Origin of the sequence: Fundicoccus sp. Sow4_H7, from assembly GCF_052115865.1 — a bacterium.
GTDB lineage: Bacteria > Bacillota > Bacilli > Lactobacillales > Aerococcaceae > Fundicoccus_A.
In genome coordinates this window covers 1-16,656 of the sequence record NZ_JBQKME010000014.1, presented here as the reverse complement: position 1 = coordinate 16,656, position 16,656 = coordinate 1, and the positions used below count along the sequence as shown (strand labels likewise).

Below are 16,656 nucleotides of genomic sequence, written 5' to 3'. Positions count from 1 at the left end.
GTAATGATGGCAACCTTTGCCTCGGAGGTAAAAAAAGAATGTACGCTGTTAGAAGTACATAAAGAACATGCGAAAGCAGAATTGACTGCGCTCATCAAAATGAACGGGGCATTAAATATTTATCAACAAAAGATGATTCTTAATGTGCAAAGTGAAAATGCTGCGATTGCTCGTCGCATTTACAGTTTGATGAAAGACCATTTTCAAATAAATGGTGAATTAATTGTTCGCAGAAAAATGAAGTTAAAGAAAAATAATGTTTATATCGTTCGCTCACGCCAGAATGTTTATGAAATGCTACAAGATTTAAATATCATGGAAGGTAGCATGTTGAGTATGGAAGTCAGCGACGATATTATGAAAAACGAACAAAAAAAGCGGTCCTACTTAAGAGGAGCTTTTTTAGCAGCTGGCTCAGTTAACAACCCGGAAACAAGCAGCTACCATTTGGAAATTTATTCAAGTTATGAAAGTCATAACAATAATATTTGCCAAATGATGAATGATTTTAATTTGAATGCAAAAACCATCCATCGCCGTAACGGCTATATTACTTATATTAAAGAAGCTGAAAAAATTTCGGACTTTTTAGGGATCATCGGTGCAAATCGTGCTTTGTTAAAATTTGAAGATGTCCGCATTGTGAGGGATATGCGCAATTCAGTCAACCGCTTGGTCAACTGTGAAAATGCCAATTTAAACAAAGTAATTGATGCCTCACAAAGGCAGTTAGAAGCGATTAAAACCATTGATGCACACCAAGGGATTTCAAGCTTACCTGAAAAGTTAAAAGTAATGGCTGAATTTCGCTTAGAAAATCCAGATTTAAGCCTTAAAGAATTAGGGGAACAAATACCTGGTGGACCTATTTCAAAATCCGGTGTTAACCATCGACTTCGAAAACTAATCGAAATTGCAGAGAAATTATAATCATTTTATAAGATAATTAACTAAAATAATGGAAATCGCTCTTTTTTACGTATTTATGTATAGATACAAAAATAAAGGAGTGAATGAGATGAATCATGTCATGTTGATTGGTCGTTTAACCCGCCCAGTAGTATTGAAGGAAGTAGGTACAACAGGTTTGGTTGTTAATAATGTTATCGCGGTGAGTCGTGTCCATGGAAATAATAACGGTGAAATTTTAACGGATTTTATTCCCATTATCGCTTGGGGTCGTCAAGGCCAGTTGTTAAATCGTTATTGTCAAAAAGGACATCGTGTAGGTATTTATGGTCGCATGCAAAGTCGTAAGTATACAAACAAAGAAGGCAAAGATGTCTATGTGATCGAATGCCTCGTCAATGATATTACGCTGCTAGAAAAACGACCCAATAGTGATTCGAATGAACGACAAGAACAGATGCAAAATGTACAAGCGACTCAAGTCAACGAATCACCCATTAATTAGTTAAAAAAGTTATGTCGGTTAAATTCATCTAAATAAATACCACCTTATGAATAAATATCACCTTCTAAAAACTGGCATAACTTACTCACAGTGACAATCATTTTGTTATTGTGAGTTTTTGCATTTATTTGCGTATAAGAAAACTTCAATCATTCAATATTTTTACTTAAAATGATGTATAATAGTGTAAATGAGTTAAACGATGGAATAAAGGAGACAATTATGAATATATTAATGATCGAAGATAACGAATCAGTTTGTGAAATGATGTCGATGTTTTTTGAAAAAGAATATTTTACAGCTAGTTTCTATCATGATGGTGCTGAAGGATTTGAAGCCTATAAAAAAGAACCCAATGCCTGGGATATTGTTATTTTAGATTTAAACTTACCATCCATGGATGGGATGCATATTTGCCGTGAAATGCGTAAAATATCAAAAGAAACTCCTATCATTATGTTAACGGCGCAAGACTCAGAAAGTGATCAAGTCATCGGTCTTGAAATGGGTGCGGATGATTATGTGACCAAACCTTTTAGTCCATTAACACTACTAGCTCGAATGAAGGCCTTGCATCGTCGTGCACATGTAACACCGGAAGCAACTGAGAATGTGTCGGAAGGTGATTATAATGTCGTAGCCGATTCTGTTAAAATCAATACGGTGACACGTGAAGCCGTTTATTTAGATAAACCAATTGAAAATTTAACACCAAAAGAATTTGATTTGCTAGTTATGTTTGCTAAAAACCCAAGAAGAGTCTTTAGCCGTGAACAACTGCTAAAAAGTATTTGGGAAGATCCATTTTATGGAGATGAGAGGACAGTTGATGCGCATATTAAAAAATTACGCCAAAAAATTGAACAAGTTGGGCCACAACTAATTCAAACAGTATGGGGAGTCGGCTATAAGTACGAAGAACCAGGTGACAACTAATGAAAGTCTTATGGCAACAGATATTAGGTATTCTGTTAGTCTTATTGATAGCCTTAGGAATTAGTGCTTACCGTTTGTCTTCCTATATGCAAAACCAAATATTCTTATCAAGACAAACGCAATTAATTAACTATGGACAAAATATTGTTTCGAATAATTTTACACGCGATGATTTAGAAAGAGCGTCCTTGCTTTTGGCCAGTGAAAATATTGAAATACAAGTTTATTTATCAGATGGCCGCATCATATACCCAACCTATGATCAGCGTTATAATTCGAATTTGTCTGAAGAAAACCTAGAGTTAATCCGCAATGGATCGACTCTAGGTTTAAGTAGTACCCAACGCTATGTTGATACAGGTGAAGTGGTTGAAATGGCGACAGTGTTCATACCGATTACTTATACAGGGGGAGAATTCCCTGCGGGCTTTGTGAGTCTGGGAGCACCTTTGGAACAGTTAAATGAACAGGTTCAATCAATGCAAAACAATATATTTATTGCGATGGGGATTGCGAGTGTTTTTGGTATTTTATTAGGGGTTATTTCGGCCGTATTCCAAACGCGCAAGATCAAACGATTACAGAGAGCGACAAGACAAATTGCCCAAGGAAATTATGATATCCAAATTGATGTTAGAGGGCATGATGAATTAGGAGCTCTAGCACGAGACTTCCAGGAAATGGCTGTTTCCTTAGGTAGGTCACAAAAAGAAATCAAACGACAAGAAAATCTAAGACGACAATTTATGATGGATGCAGCCCACGAAATGCGTACACCGCTGACAACCATGAGTGGCCTTTTAGAAGGCTTAATTTATGATATGATACCAGAAAATCAAAAACAAAGAAGCTTAGAATTGATTAGTAAAGAAACACAACGCTTGACACGCCTGGTTAATGAGAATCTGGATTACGAAAAGATCCGTAGTAATGAGATTGTATTAAAACAACAGACAATTGATGGTAAAAAATTAATTTTACAAATTCAACAACAGTTGCAAGCCAAAGCGGCAGAAAAAGGAAACACTATCGAAGTTGATGTGCCAGATAATTTAGTCATCTGGGCAGATTATGACCGAATTGTCCAAATACTAATCAATTTAGTGACCAATGCGATCCAGTTTACTGACAATGGAAAAGTTGTGATACGTGGAAAACAGTTGGAACAAACTAGCCAAATTGAAGTAATTGACAATGGGATTGGGATTGACCAAGACCAGTTAGAAAGTATTTGGGAAAGATTTTATAAAGTGGATGTATCTAGAAAGAACACTAAATTTGGTGAATCAGGCATCGGCTTAGCAGTTGTTCAATCCTTAGTTGAAGCTCATGGGGGTTCCATAACGGTTGAAAGTGAAGTTGACAAAGGATCTACATTTAAAGTGACTCTTCCCTTAAATAAGGCAGAATAAACAATAAAAATTTCTTAACTAGATTAAGTTTTCTTCCAAAGCTTCAAACTACGATTGTTACGTGTTACAATGAACACTAGTTAAAATAGCCAAAGGAGTACATTTAATGAGTAAAACAGTAAAAGGATTAGTTTTGGCTGCATTAGTAGTGATTCTTGTTCTTGTACTTAGATTTTATACTTTTCTTGAATCACGAACCGTTGCACAACAACCTACAATAACTGAAAGTTCAGTTCAAGTGGCAGAACCAAATTGGGATAGATTTTATGTTGATGAAGATAAAAGAGATTTTCTGCGCACTGATATAACGATTGAAGAAATCGAAGCCGTTGAAAATGAATTTTTATCTGGAGGCTCAGAAGAATTTTTAGCAGAAATTGCATCAATTAAAAATAAATTTGAAGCACAAAATGCGGTGAATGATTTATTTGATGGGACTGAAAAAGCCATTGATGGCGACCAAGTAACTGAAAATCTACCGCTAAAAGAAAATCTGACACTCACTAAAGTGGAGGATATCATAGCGAAATATTACTTTAATGAAGATGCTCAATCGCAGCAAGCAAATTCTTTATTTTTCCAAATAAAAATTGTTTCAGCCCAAGATAACTTAGATGCTTTTGAAGTTGCGGTCAATACTTTGTTGGACTATACCAATAAGCGTATAAAAGACTATGATGCTGCTGCTGAAGCCTTGAAAGAAGTTAAAAATATTAAAATCGAAGATGGGCAAATTGGTGTTATCGGGCAAACGATGCGTAAGTTTGAACGCTTACTAGAAAAAGTTGAAGAAGAATCTTATCGTTTGAAGTTAGACAAGGATGTCTCAACTTATGTTAAACGTTTTATTGAGGAAATTTCAGTGTTAATGGCTGAAATTCCTAACTATTACGATTTGGTGTTGGTAGCACTGGAACCTTCAGAGCTATTGACGACAGCACTTCAAGATAATCAAGAAAACTTTAAGTTTGCAAGTGAAGAAGAGGAAAGTGAGTCAGTAGAGGAAGAATCTTCAATTGTTGAAGAAGTTATCCCACCTGTGTATAGTGAACCGGAATATTCTTGGTCTCAACCTGAGTATTCTTGGTCTCAACCGGAATATTCATGGTCAGAACCTGAGTACTCATGGTCAGAACCAGAATCTTCATGGTCAGAACCACCAGTTGAAAGTTACCCTGATGAAACCATAGAACTACCAACAGAACCAACCTTACCTGAAAGTTCAGGAGAATAATGTCATAAATTGCGATTGATAGTCCCATTTAGGAACTTATCAATCGCTTTTTTAGTATAATAAGACTGCGTGAATGATTTGAAAAAGGAGTTTATTATGAGAACAATTGTGTATATGGCGCATCCTAATGTAAGTGAATCAAGTAGCCATCAGTTTTTATTGAGTTCAGGACAATCTTTAACCCAAACGAACTATGTGGATTTAAGTGAAGAATTTTCTAAACAACAAATATTTGATGTTGAAAGTGAAAGAAAGCGTCTTGTCGCCTATGATCGAATTATTTTTCAATTTCAATTACATTGGTATCAAGCTCCTGCCATCATGAAATTATGGATGGATCAAGTATTCGAAAATGCTTATAATGATTCAAGCTTTCTAAGGCAATTGAAACAAAAACAACTCGGTATCGTATTAATTGCTGGAGTAAAAGCTTCAGCCTACCAAGTAGGTGGCAAAGAAGGGCGTACCATTTCAGACTTATTATCGCCGTATGAACTGTTTGCTAAGCATTTTGATATGGTCTATTTGCAACCTTTAACCATCCATCAATTTAATTACTTATCTGAGCAGCAGAAAATGGATTTAATGATCCGCTACAGCTGTTATTTAGATACAGGAAAAGTGGATAGTTTTAGAACATGGCAGTCTTATCTCATTCAAAAGTTAGAAAAATTAGATAGTTCTCATTTAGATTTTTCGAATGAAGATCAAATGATATTTGAGATATTTATTCAAGAATTAGTCCAACAAGCAGATGAAGTAGATGAATTATATAGTATAACGGAGGAGTGGTGAAAGGTGAGTTTAGAAAATGCTTGGTCAAAAAAATTTTTAGATACTTGGGTTGAAAAAGCTAAAGACTATCCAACGAAAGCCTTAATAACAATTGCTGTTAAGGAATTATATCCTCAGCAAAAATTACGGTTGGAAGCTCAACATGCATTAATAGATGGGTCGGCTTGGAGTCCAGATAGCTGGAATGACTAGTCCTTTTTGAACAGTTTGTAAGTAAAATACTTACAAACTGTTTTTTATTTCAAAAACATGATATTAAAATTTAATTAAAGTATTGACAAAAGATGAAAGAATGATTATATTCTATTTACCCAAGTTTCATTTTCGGATGGGTAATGTTTCGTTGTTTAAGTAGTCATAAATATTAGGAGGGAATCCATGAAAAAATTTCTTAAACAGACAATTGCTTTAAGTGCCGCATTATTATCATTCTCAACTGTTGGTTCCGTTTTGACGACCGTTTCTGCTCAAGATGAGCAAGTTTTAAATTTAGCCATAGGTTCAGAACCACCGACAATTGATCCGGCTTTAGCAACGGATTCAACTTCAGGTGCGATTATCAAAAACGTTTTTGAAGGCTTAACCCACATTGATGCTGAAGCAACGATTCAACCCGGGGTAGCTGAGTCATGGGAAGTTAGTGAAGATGGACTTGTTTATACTTTTACACTGCGTGAAGGTGCTACATGGTCAAATGGTGATCCAGTAACAGCTAATGATTTTGAATTTGCTTGGAAACGTGTTTTAAATCCTGAGACAGCTTCACAATATGCATCAATCATGTTTGTGATCGAAGGTGCAGAAGCTTATAATTCTGGTGAAGGTGATGCAGATAGCGTTGGTGTAAAAGCAGTTGATGAGCGTACATTAGAAGTAACATTAGCGAACCCTACTGCTTATTTCATGGACTTGACTTCTTTCTACACCTTTATGCCTGTTCACCAAGCAACAGTAGAAGCTGATGCTGATTGGGCTTCTGGTGCAGGTGACAATTATGTTACAAACGGAGCGTTTCTATTATCCGAATGGAACCACAATAGTGATTATGTGTTAGTTGATAATGAAGCGTATTGGGATAATGAAAATGTTGCTTTAGATGTTGTTAATGTTCAAATTATTGAGCAAGAATCTACAGCCAATGCTGAGTATCAAGCAGGTAATTTAGACTATTTAGGAGCACCATATAGTACTGTTTCTCTAGATGCGATTGACTTATACCGTGCCAATGGAGAATTAAATACAGCACCTTATGCAGCTATTTACTGGTATAAAGTGAATGTAACAGACGAAGTGATGCAAAATGCCAATATCCGTCATGCTTTAGCTTTAGCGATTGATCGTCAAAACTTAGTAGATAATATTACTAAAGGTGGTCAATTACCGGCTATGAGTTTAGTACCGCCAACCGTTGAAGGCTTTGAAGAGGATCCAGGTTTCTTTGGAGATGCTGACTTTGAAGGAGCGAAAGAGTTTTTAGCTGCTGGATTAGAAGAATTAGGCTTATCTGATCCAAGTGAGTTGACTATCAATATCTCAATCAACACCAGTGAGGCACATGCTACAATTGCACAATTTATCCAAGAAGGTTGGGCACAAAACTTAGGTATTAATGCAACAATCGATAATACAGAGTGGCAAGTTTACTTAGATAAAGTGTCTGCATTGGATTACCAAGTAGCGCGTTTAGGTTGGATTGCTGACTACAATGATGCGTCATCATTCTTAGATATGTATCGTACAGCCGATGATGGTAATAACGATACAGGTTGGGGTAACGATGAATATCAAGCATTGATTGATGGAGCACGTGCTGAAACAGATGCAGATGCAAGAATTGGTATCTTGAAAGAAGCAGAAGCCTTAATCATGGGTGAAATGCCAGTTATTCCAATTTACTTCTACGCTAATAACTATGTTCTTAATCCAAATGTTCAAAATATGTCTCCGGATGCCCTTGGAAATATTGACTTAAAAAATGTTTCACTATCCGCTGAATAGTTTTATACACATATAGAAATGAATGAGGACAAAAACTACCCAGCGTGGGTAGTTTTTTCCTTATTGAGAAGAAACGTTAAATATCACGTTAATAAAAGGAGGCTAATATGTGGAAATATGTTTTAAAGCGTACCGCATATATTCTAATTGCCCTGATTGTCATTATAACAGCAACTTTTTTCCTCATGCGACTTGCACCAGGTAACCCATTTGCTGGTGAGCAACAAACAATGACGCCAGCCATTTTGGAACAATTAAATCGAAAATATGGTTTGGATGATCCTTGGTATGTACAATATTGGAATTATTTAGTCAATGTCTTTCGTTTTGATTTTGGAGAATCAATGAAATATCGTGGTCGTTCGACCAATGATATGATTGCGGAAAGTTTTCCGGTTTCACTAGCTTTAGGTGGACAATCCCTGTTAATTGCGATTGGTCTAGGTGTCTTATTGGGAGTTATTTCTGCCATGTATCATAATAAAGCGGGCGATTATATTTCTACCATCATTGCTGTTTTAGGGATTTCTATCCCATCGTTTATTTTAGCAGGCTTATTGCAATACTTTTTAGGCTTAAAATTAGGTTTATTCCCTATTTCTGGTTGGAAGAGTTATATGCATACGATCTTGCCTTCCATTGCACTCGGTTTAGGCTATATGGGGAATATTGCTAAGATGACTCGGTCAAGTCTCTTGGAACAAAACACATCCGAATATGTAAAACTAGCAAAAGCTAAAGGTCTACGTAAATGGGGTGTTGTATTTAAACACTCACTCCGAAATGCGTTATTGCCCGTTGTGACCTATTTAGGACCTTTAACAGCAGGAATCGTAACAGGAAGTTTCGTAGTTGAAAATATTTTTGCCATTCCTGGATTAGGTCGTCACTTTGTTTTAAGTATCGGTAACCGAGACTATACAGTTATTATGGGAACGACAGTTTTTTATTCTATTTTATTGCTATTTGCTGTTTTAATTGTAGATATTCTCTATGTTTTAATAGACCCCCGCATTCAATTGGAAGGAGCTGATTCATAATGGAAGCACAACATGAATCTTTTACAGCTCAAGATTTTGAAATTGTTGGTGGTCGTGATGAAGATACAGATATTTTAGGTCAAAAAACAATATCTTTTTGGTCGCAAGTTATTAATACATTTATACGTAATCGTTTAGCCGTTTTTGGTTTAATTGTTTTAATCATCGTTATTTTAATGGCGCTTTTTGTACCGATGATTTCACGATATTCTTTTAGTGAACAAACTGGTTTTTATAATGTCGCTCCTAATCGTGATTTTTGGTTTGGTACCGACAATTTAGGTCGTGATGTTTTTGTTCGGAGCTGGGTCGGAGCTAGAATCTCTTTATTAATCGGACTCTCCGCAGCTGTTATTGATTTGGTTATCGGTGTTTTATGGGGAAGTATTGCCGGAATGGTTGGCGGTAAGGTTGATAATGTGATGATGCGTATCGCTGATGTCTTAACCGCTATTCCATATTTATTAGTGGTTATCATGCTATTAGTCGTTATGCAACAAGGTCTCTTACCAATGATTGTTGCCCTATCGATTACCGGATGGGTAAGGATGGCACGGATTGTTCGTGGAGAAGTTTTAACAATCAAAAATCAAGAGTATGTATTAGCGGCTAGAACTTTGGGTGCGAGCAATTGGCATTTAATTTGGCGCCATCTCATTCCAAATGCAATGGGCTCAATCATTGTGACAATGACACTCACGATTCCTTCAGCGATATTTACTGAATCGTTCTTGTCGTATATTGGTTTAGGGGTTACACCTCCGATGGCCAGTTGGGGGACAATGGCTTCTGAAGGAAATGAAGCCATTATTACGGCGCCTTGGCGGTTAATTTTCCCGGCTATTTTAATTTCAATTACGATTTTTGCTTTTAATGCGGTTGGGGATGGCCTACGCGATGCCCTTGATCCTAAATTACGCAGGTAGAGGTGACGAAATGAGCGAAACAATTTTAGAAGTTAAGAACTTACAAATTTCATTTAAAACCTTTGCTGGAGTCGTTCAGGCAGTTCGTGGGGTTGATTTTACTTTAGCAAAAGGTGAAACATTAGCCATTGTTGGCGAATCTGGTTCAGGTAAAAGTGTAACCAGTAATGCCATTATGCAATTAATCCCTGTCCCACCAGGTCGCTACGATGCTGGAGAAATATTATTTGAAGGTCAAGATTTGCTGCAGTTAACGGATGATGAGATGGCTTCGATAAGAGGTAATGAGATTGCCATGATTTTTCAAGATCCGATGACAGCTTTGAACCCTACCATCAGGATTGGTCATCAAATTGTGGAAGCCATAAAAATCCACAATAAAGCCATTTCACATGAGGCTGCTAAGCAAAGGGCGATTGACTTATTAAGAGAAGTAGGCATTCCTAATCCGGAAAAAAGATTCCAGCAATATCCCCACGAATTTTCAGGTGGGATGCGGCAAAGAGTCGTGATTGCGATTGCTTTAGCAGCAGAACCCAAACTATTAATTGCCGATGAACCGACGACCGCCTTAGACGTTACCATTCAAGCCCAAATATTAGAGTTGATGAAAGCTATTCAAGCTAAAAATAATAACTCCATTATTTTTATTACCCACGACTTAGGGGTCGTAGCCAACGTTGCTGATAAGGTGGCTGTTATGTATGCTGGGCAAATTGTTGAGTATGGTTCCGTCAATGAGATATTTTATAATCCTAAACATCCCTATACATGGGGTTTATTAGGTTCAATGCCGGATATGGATAGTTCGAACAAGGAAGAACTGTACACTATACCAGGCGCGCCACCTAACTTAATAAATCCGCCAAAAGGGGATGCATTTGCCGCAAGAAATCGTTATGCTTTAGCAATTGATTATGAAAAAGAACCACCCATGTATAAGGTCAACGATAACCACTATGCTAAAACTTGGTTATTACATCCGAATGCACCCAAAATTCCTGTTCCAGAAGTCATTCAAAAGCGGATTGAGCGCTATCTAGCATATGAAGGAGCTGATACCAATGAGTAAGAAAAAATTATTAGAAGTTTCTGGACTCAAACAATATTTTGGTAAAGCCTCTGCTCCGATTAAAGCAGTAGATGGAATTTCCTTTGATGTTTATGAAGGAGAAGTTTTAGGACTTGTAGGTGAATCCGGTAGTGGTAAATCTACAACAGGTCGCTCGATTATCGGACTTTATGATGTGACGGAAGGTGAAATTCGCTATGATGGTCAGCTAATTTCCCAAGGTCAGGATAAACAAGCACGGAAAGCTTTAGCGAAAAATATGCAAATGATTTTTCAAGACCCTTATGCTTCTTTAAATCCACGGATGACAGTTAGTGAAATTATTGGAGAAGGTTTCGATATTCATAACATGTATACTGATAAAAGCGAGCGCCGCCAACGCATTAGTCAATTACTCGAACAAGTGGGACTGAATCGAGAACATGCCAACCGCTATGCTCATGAGTTTTCAGGTGGCCAGCGGCAAAGAATAGGGATTGCAAGAGCCTTATCGCTTGAACCAAAATTTATTATTGCCGATGAACCTATTTCAGCCTTGGACGTATCGATTCAAGCCCAAGTCGTTAATTTGTTGAAACAACTTCAAAGAGAGCAAAATTTAACGTATTTATTTATTGCGCATGATTTATCGATGGTAAAATATATTTCAGACCGGATTGCCGTTATGAATAATGGCAAGATTGTTGAACTAGGTAATTCAGAAGATATTTATAGTCGTCCGATTCATCCTTATACCCGTTCTTTGCTGTCTGCGATCCCTAAACCGGATCCAATCAGTGAAAGTAAGAGGAAAAGAATTCACTATCATTCGCAAGCGAACACAGAGGATGCGAAGACCTTTGAGGTGTCGAACGGCCACTTTGTTTATGCATCAACCGCCCAATACCAACAATGGCTACAAGAAACATCTAAATAAATATCTCCTTTTAAAACAGTTAAACTTTGAGATAAGGTTTAACTGTTTTTTTTATAGACTAAGCACTCGTTTTTCTGTAAGAATTGTCTGTTAACTGTTAAGATAAAGCTATATTGTTATAGAAAGGAAGTTACAATGTCTGAATTAAAGCACACACCGATACAAGTTTTTTCAGAAATCGGCCGGTTAAAAAAGGTGGTTCTTCATCGACCGGGTAAAGAGTTGGAAAATCTTATACCTATCAACTTAGAAAGACTTTTATTTGATGATATTCCTTATTTAGCAGCTGCTCAACAAGAACATGATGCTTTTGCTCAAATATTAAAAGAGCAAGGAGTCGAGGTATTGTACCTTGAACGATTAGTGGCAGAAGCTCTTGAAGCTGGAAATGCGAAAGAAGATTTTATTAGTGAATGGCTCAGTGAATCAGGTTTAGAACCAGGGAGTCATTATGATGCGGTGAAGGATTATTTAATGGGAATGGAAGATAACTATGAAATGGTTTTGAAAACGATGGCTGGTTTTGCTAAGTCAGAGATTCAAGTTCCTGAAGGTAGCACATTAATGGAATCCATTGATAAAGAATATCCATTACTTATTGATCCGATGCCAAGCTTGTATTTTACACGCGATCCTTTTGCAACGATTGGTAATGGCGTAGCCTTGAATTATATGTATTCTGAAACGCGAAATCGAGAAACTATTTATGGTAAATATATATTTCTACATCATCCCAATTACAGCCATCAAGAACTACCTGTCTACTATTTTAGAGATGAGTCCACATATATTGAAGGTGGCGATATTTTAGTATTATCCAATGATGTTTTAGGAATTGGGATTTCGCAAAGGACTGATGCACGGTCAATTGAAAAAATTGCGCATAATGTCTTTAAAGATACATCATATCAACAAGTTTTAGCTTTCATGATTGGTAGCAACCGTAAATTTATGCACTTAGATACAGTATTTACAATGATTGATCATGACAAATTTTTAATTCATCCAGAGATTGAAGCTTATTTAAAAGTTTTTTCTATTGAAAAAAATGGCGATGGAGTACGTTTTAATGAGCGAAGAGAGTCACTTGATCACATTTTAGAAGAAGCCTTGAATATTCCAAAAGTTCAACTGATTCGCTGTGGAGGCGGAGACCCAATTGTAGCAGCAAGAGAGCAATGGAATGATGGAGCAAACTCGTTAGCCATCGCTCCAGGTGAATTAATTGTTTATGAACGCAATGCTATTACCAATCAATTGTTGGAAGAAGCAGGGATTAGACTACATAAAATTCGTGGCAGCGAACTGGTCCGCGGTCGTGGTGGCCCACGCTGTATGTCGATGCCTTTATACCGTGAAATGTTGTAAAAAAATAAGAGCTAAGATAGGAGTGTTTAGACTGCTATCTTAGCTCTTTAGTTATTTATTCGAAGGTTACTAAGTAATAATTTTTCTTACCGCGACGAACGATCAAGTATTTGTCGCCAATCGCTAATTCAGGACTGACTTCAAAGTCAACATCCGTCACTTTTTCCCCATTTAAGGATATAGCGCCATTGCTAACAAATTCTCTTGCTTGTCTTCTAGATGAAATCAAGCCAATATCAACTAACCAAATGGCTAAAGCAGCCGATTCTTTAGGTGCTGTAAACTGAGGCATATTTTTAAAGCCTTCTTCAATTTGTTTGGCGGAAAGTTGATTCACTTCACCAGTAAATAATGCATCTGTAATCAATAAGGCTTCATCCAAAGATTCTTGACCGTGTACAAAACGAGTCACTTCTTCAGCGAGTGTTTTTTGAGCTTTGCGTAAGTGTGGACTCTCATTCACTTCAACTTCTAAAGCTTCAATTTCTTCGCGTGAAAGGAAAGTGAAGTATTTAATAAACTTAATCACATCTTCATCGGTTTGATTTAACCAAAATTGGTAAAATTCATAAGGCGTTGTTTTTTCTGGATCTAACCAAACCGCTCCGTCAGCTGATTTACCAAATTTTGTACCGTCTGATTTCAACATAAGTGGAATGGTTAAACCAAAAGCTTTAACTTCATGTTCTTCCATACGGCGGATAAAGTCTAAACCAGCGGTAATATTTCCCCATTGGTCTGCACCACCAATTTGTAATTGGACATCCATGTTTCGATATAAATAATGAAAGTCAACGGACTGCAAAATTTGATAAGTGAATTCTGTAAAAGAAATTCCGCTATCTAGACGGGAGGCAATCACTTCTTTTCCTAACATGGTATTAACGTTGAAATGTTTTCCATAATCACGTAAAAAATCTAAAAGAGAAATTTTACTTAACCAATCATAGTTATTTACAATTCTAAAACCAGCTTGGTCTACTTCACCTTGTAAAAATAGGCGTTGCATTTGTTGAGTTAATTTTTCTGCATTTTCATTAATGACATCCATGGATTGTAATGAACGCTCACTTGTACGGCCACTTGGGTCCCCAATGGATCCTGTTGCGCCTCCGATAACGACAACTGGATGATGTCCTGCCAGTTGAAATCTCTTCAGAAACATAAAAGGGATTAAGTGCCCGATATGCATGGAATCGCCTGTTGGATCAATACCGCAATACAAGCCAATCGCATTTTCGTTTACAAATGTTTCTAAACCTTCAGCGTCAGTTTGCTGAAAGATCGCACCGCGCCATTCTAAATCATTAATTATTGACAACCTTGTCACTCCTAGCTTGTAATGTATAAGATAAATTGATTATATAGAAATTTAGCTCTTAAATCAATTAGAGCTTGAAAAATAAAGGATATTAAGCAGTATGGAAATCAGCATCGAAAAAATAAAGATTATTCACAAAAAATTCACAATTACGATTGTGACAAATCACATTTTAATATAATACAACTAAAGTCTTATTTTACAAATTGGTTACAACTAGTATACGAAATGAATAAAACCAACTATTAATAAACTAAATATGTTAATATTCATTCAGGTCAATTTTTAGAGCAAAGTGTAAATAATTTATGAATTTTATATGACTAGACAAGATATAACTACAAAAATAAAAGAAGATTTGGGAGAACAATAAAATATGAAGAAGACTTTAACAAGCAGAATATTCAAAACTTTATTAGCATCAGTAGCTGTCTTAAGTGCAGTTGCTGCCCCAGTGTCTGCCTTAGCACAAGATTATGATTACTTAATCTCAGACTCAGAAATCGCAATTGAATCATTAACAGCTGAACAAACTGCATTATATGCAGAATTAGCAATGGCATATGCAGAATTAGATGCTATCCATGTTGAAGCAAATACTTTATTATCTGCCATCAATGAAGATGATCAACTAATCAGTGCTTTAGCACAAGAAATTTCTGATTTAGAAGCTATTATTACTAAACGTGAAACTTTATTAGCAGATCAAGCTCGTGCGGTTCAAGTAAACGGTGGTTCATCTAACTACTTAAACGTTATTGCATCTGCAGATTCTGTTAGCGACTTTGTTGGTCGTATTGATGTTGTACGTAAAATGGTTTCTAATAATAAAGAATTAATTAACGTTCAAAAAGCTGATAAAGAAGCAGTAGAAGCTAAAAAAGCAGATACTGAAGTAGCTAAAAACGAAAAATTAAATAAAATGATTTCCCTTGAAGCACTAAAAGCAGATTTAGAAGCACAAAGTGCAAACCATGAAGCAGTTTTTGCTCAACTAACTTCAGATATTACTTTAGCTGAAGAAAATCGTTTAGCTTTAATCGCTGAAAAAGAAGCCTTTGATTTAGCTAGAGCTCAAGCACAAGCTGAAGCTGATTTACTTGCACAAGAAGAATTAGCTATCGCAGCTGCTACAGCAGCAGAAGAAGTTTCTGAAGTTGAAGAAATCCCATATGTAGAAGAAGTTTCTGAAGTTGAAGAAATCCCATATGTAGAAGAAGCTACTGCAGTAGAAGTTATTGAAGTTGAAGCACCGGTTGAAGAAGTTGTAGAACAACCTGTGATTGAAATTGTTGAAGAATTACCAGTAGAAGAAATCGTAGAAGTTCCAGTAGTAGAGGAGCCAGTTTACGAAGAACCAGCTGTTGAAGAATCAATTGAAGAAGAAACAGTTGTTGAAGAAGAGCCAGTGGAAGAAATCGTAGAAGTTCCAGAAGTGGAAGAACCAGTCTATGAAGAACCAGTAGAAGAAGAACCTGTTTACGAGGAACCAGTAGAAGAAGAGCCAGTTTACGAAGAACCTGTTTATGAGGAACCAGTAGAAGAAGAGCCAGTTTACGAAGAACCTGTTTACGAGGAACCAGTAGAAGAAGAGCCAGTTTACGAAGAACCTGTTTATGAGGAGCCAGTAGAAGAAGAGCCTGTTTATGAAGAACCAGCTTTAGGCGGTAGCAAATACGCAGGTGTTGTTGGAGTTGCTTCTCAATACTTAGGTACACCTTATGTTTGGGGCGGTAAAACTCCTGCAGGATTTGACTGTTCTGGATTCGTTCAATATGTATTCCGCGAAGCTTACGGTATGGAAATTGGTGGCTGGACAGGAGCTCAAGAGTATTCAGGAACTCGAATTAGTGTAGCTGAAGCTCAAGCAGGAGACTTATACTTCTGGGGTAGTCCTGGTGGAACATGGCACGTTGCAATCGCAACCGGTGGAGGTAACTTCATCCATGCTTCACAACCTGGAACACCATTAGAATATAACCACATTAACTACTTTACTCCAAGCTTTGCTTTAAGAGTTTATTAATAAATAATTTTCAAATGAGAAAAGATCAGGTAACCCATTTGAACTGCCCCCTGTCAAGTAGACAGGTAAATAAACAAAATATTTGTACCATGTATGATGTCTTATCATACATGGTATTTTTTTATGCCGGTATCTTTAATCCCATACTCAGTGTAACTCGCTTAGTGTTGTAGAAGTCAATATAATTCTTGATATCAG

At 36.7% G+C, this 16,656-nt stretch carries 15 protein-coding genes; 14 read left to right on the top strand and 1 reads right to left on the bottom strand.

The window, feature by feature from the left end:
• Nucleotides 1-6: 6 nt before the first annotated feature.
• The 13 genes from whiA (at nt 7) to arcA (ending at nt 13,111) form a co-directional block, all read left to right on the top strand.
• Nucleotides 7-930 carry a DNA-binding protein WhiA gene (gene whiA, locus ACTQ54_RS11040; protein ID WP_441756865.1) on the top strand — a complete coding sequence of 308 codons (924 nt, stop codon included), beginning with the start codon at nt 7-9 and terminating at the stop codon, nt 928-930.
• An 88-nt stretch (nt 931-1,018) separates the two neighbouring features.
• Nucleotides 1,019-1,414: a single-stranded DNA-binding protein gene (locus ACTQ54_RS11035; RefSeq protein ID WP_441756863.1), complete on the top strand. Its 396-nt coding sequence runs from the start codon at nt 1,019-1,021 to the stop codon at nt 1,412-1,414.
• Between the two features lie 222 nt (nt 1,415-1,636).
• Nucleotides 1,637-2,350 (top strand): response regulator transcription factor, encoded by a 714-nt coding sequence (locus ACTQ54_RS11030; protein WP_441756861.1) that lies wholly within the window; start codon nt 1,637-1,639, stop codon nt 2,348-2,350.
• Entirely contained in the window at nt 2,350-3,762 is a 1,413-nt protein-coding gene (locus ACTQ54_RS11025) for an ATP-binding protein (RefSeq protein WP_441756859.1), read from the top strand. The genes ACTQ54_RS11030 and ACTQ54_RS11025 overlap by 1 nt, the downstream gene beginning before the upstream one ends.
• Nucleotides 3,763-3,868: 106 nt before the next feature.
• Nucleotides 3,869-4,996 carry a hypothetical protein gene (locus ACTQ54_RS11020; protein ID WP_441756857.1) on the top strand — a complete coding sequence of 376 codons (1,128 nt, stop codon included), beginning with the start codon at nt 3,869-3,871 and terminating at the stop codon, nt 4,994-4,996.
• Nucleotides 4,997-5,092: 96 nt separating this feature from the next.
• Complete coding sequence (locus ACTQ54_RS11015) at nt 5,093-5,791, top strand: NAD(P)H-dependent oxidoreductase (protein ID WP_441756855.1); 699 nt, start codon at nt 5,093-5,095, stop codon at nt 5,789-5,791.
• A 3-nt stretch (nt 5,792-5,794) separates the two neighbouring features.
• Nucleotides 5,795-5,983: a hypothetical protein gene (locus ACTQ54_RS11010; RefSeq protein WP_441756853.1), complete on the top strand. Its 189-nt coding sequence runs from the start codon at nt 5,795-5,797 to the stop codon at nt 5,981-5,983.
• Between the two features lie 186 nt (nt 5,984-6,169).
• Complete coding sequence (locus tag ACTQ54_RS11005; protein ID WP_441756851.1) at nt 6,170-7,789, top strand: peptide ABC transporter substrate-binding protein; 1,620 nt, start codon at nt 6,170-6,172, stop codon at nt 7,787-7,789.
• Nucleotides 7,790-7,896: 107 nt separating this feature from the next.
• Nucleotides 7,897-8,829, top strand: a complete 933-nt coding sequence (locus tag ACTQ54_RS11000; RefSeq protein ID WP_441756849.1) for an ABC transporter permease — start codon at nt 7,897-7,899, stop codon at nt 8,827-8,829.
• Complete coding sequence (locus tag ACTQ54_RS10995; RefSeq protein WP_441756848.1) at nt 8,829-9,755, top strand: ABC transporter permease; 927 nt, start codon at nt 8,829-8,831, stop codon at nt 9,753-9,755. Before ACTQ54_RS11000 ends, ACTQ54_RS10995 begins: the two co-directional genes overlap by 1 nt.
• A 10-nt stretch (nt 9,756-9,765) precedes the next feature.
• Nucleotides 9,766-10,827 carry an ABC transporter ATP-binding protein gene (locus tag ACTQ54_RS10990; protein ID WP_441756846.1) on the top strand — a complete coding sequence of 354 codons (1,062 nt, stop codon included), beginning with the start codon at nt 9,766-9,768 and terminating at the stop codon, nt 10,825-10,827.
• Nucleotides 10,820-11,743: an ABC transporter ATP-binding protein gene (locus ACTQ54_RS10985; protein ID WP_441756844.1), complete on the top strand. Its 924-nt coding sequence runs from the start codon at nt 10,820-10,822 to the stop codon at nt 11,741-11,743. The genes ACTQ54_RS10990 and ACTQ54_RS10985 overlap by 8 nt, the downstream gene beginning before the upstream one ends.
• A 135-nt stretch (nt 11,744-11,878) precedes the next feature.
• Nucleotides 11,879-13,111, top strand: a complete 1,233-nt coding sequence (gene arcA, locus ACTQ54_RS10980; RefSeq protein ID WP_441756842.1) for an arginine deiminase — start codon at nt 11,879-11,881, stop codon at nt 13,109-13,111.
• 55 nt (nt 13,112-13,166) lie between these two features.
• Here the strand turns inward: arcA and tyrS are convergent, their stop codons facing one another.
• Nucleotides 13,167-14,432, bottom strand: coding sequence for a tyrosine--tRNA ligase (tyrS, locus tag ACTQ54_RS10975; RefSeq protein ID WP_441756840.1), 1,266 nt, complete (start codon nt 14,430-14,432; stop codon nt 13,167-13,169).
• A 376-nt stretch (nt 14,433-14,808) separates the two neighbouring features.
• Here tyrS and ACTQ54_RS10970 point away from each other — a divergent pair, with 376 nt between their 5' ends.
• Nucleotides 14,809-16,458: a C40 family peptidase gene (locus tag ACTQ54_RS10970; RefSeq protein ID WP_441756838.1), complete on the top strand. Its 1,650-nt coding sequence runs from the start codon at nt 14,809-14,811 to the stop codon at nt 16,456-16,458.
• Nucleotides 16,459-16,656 lie beyond the last annotated feature (198 nt).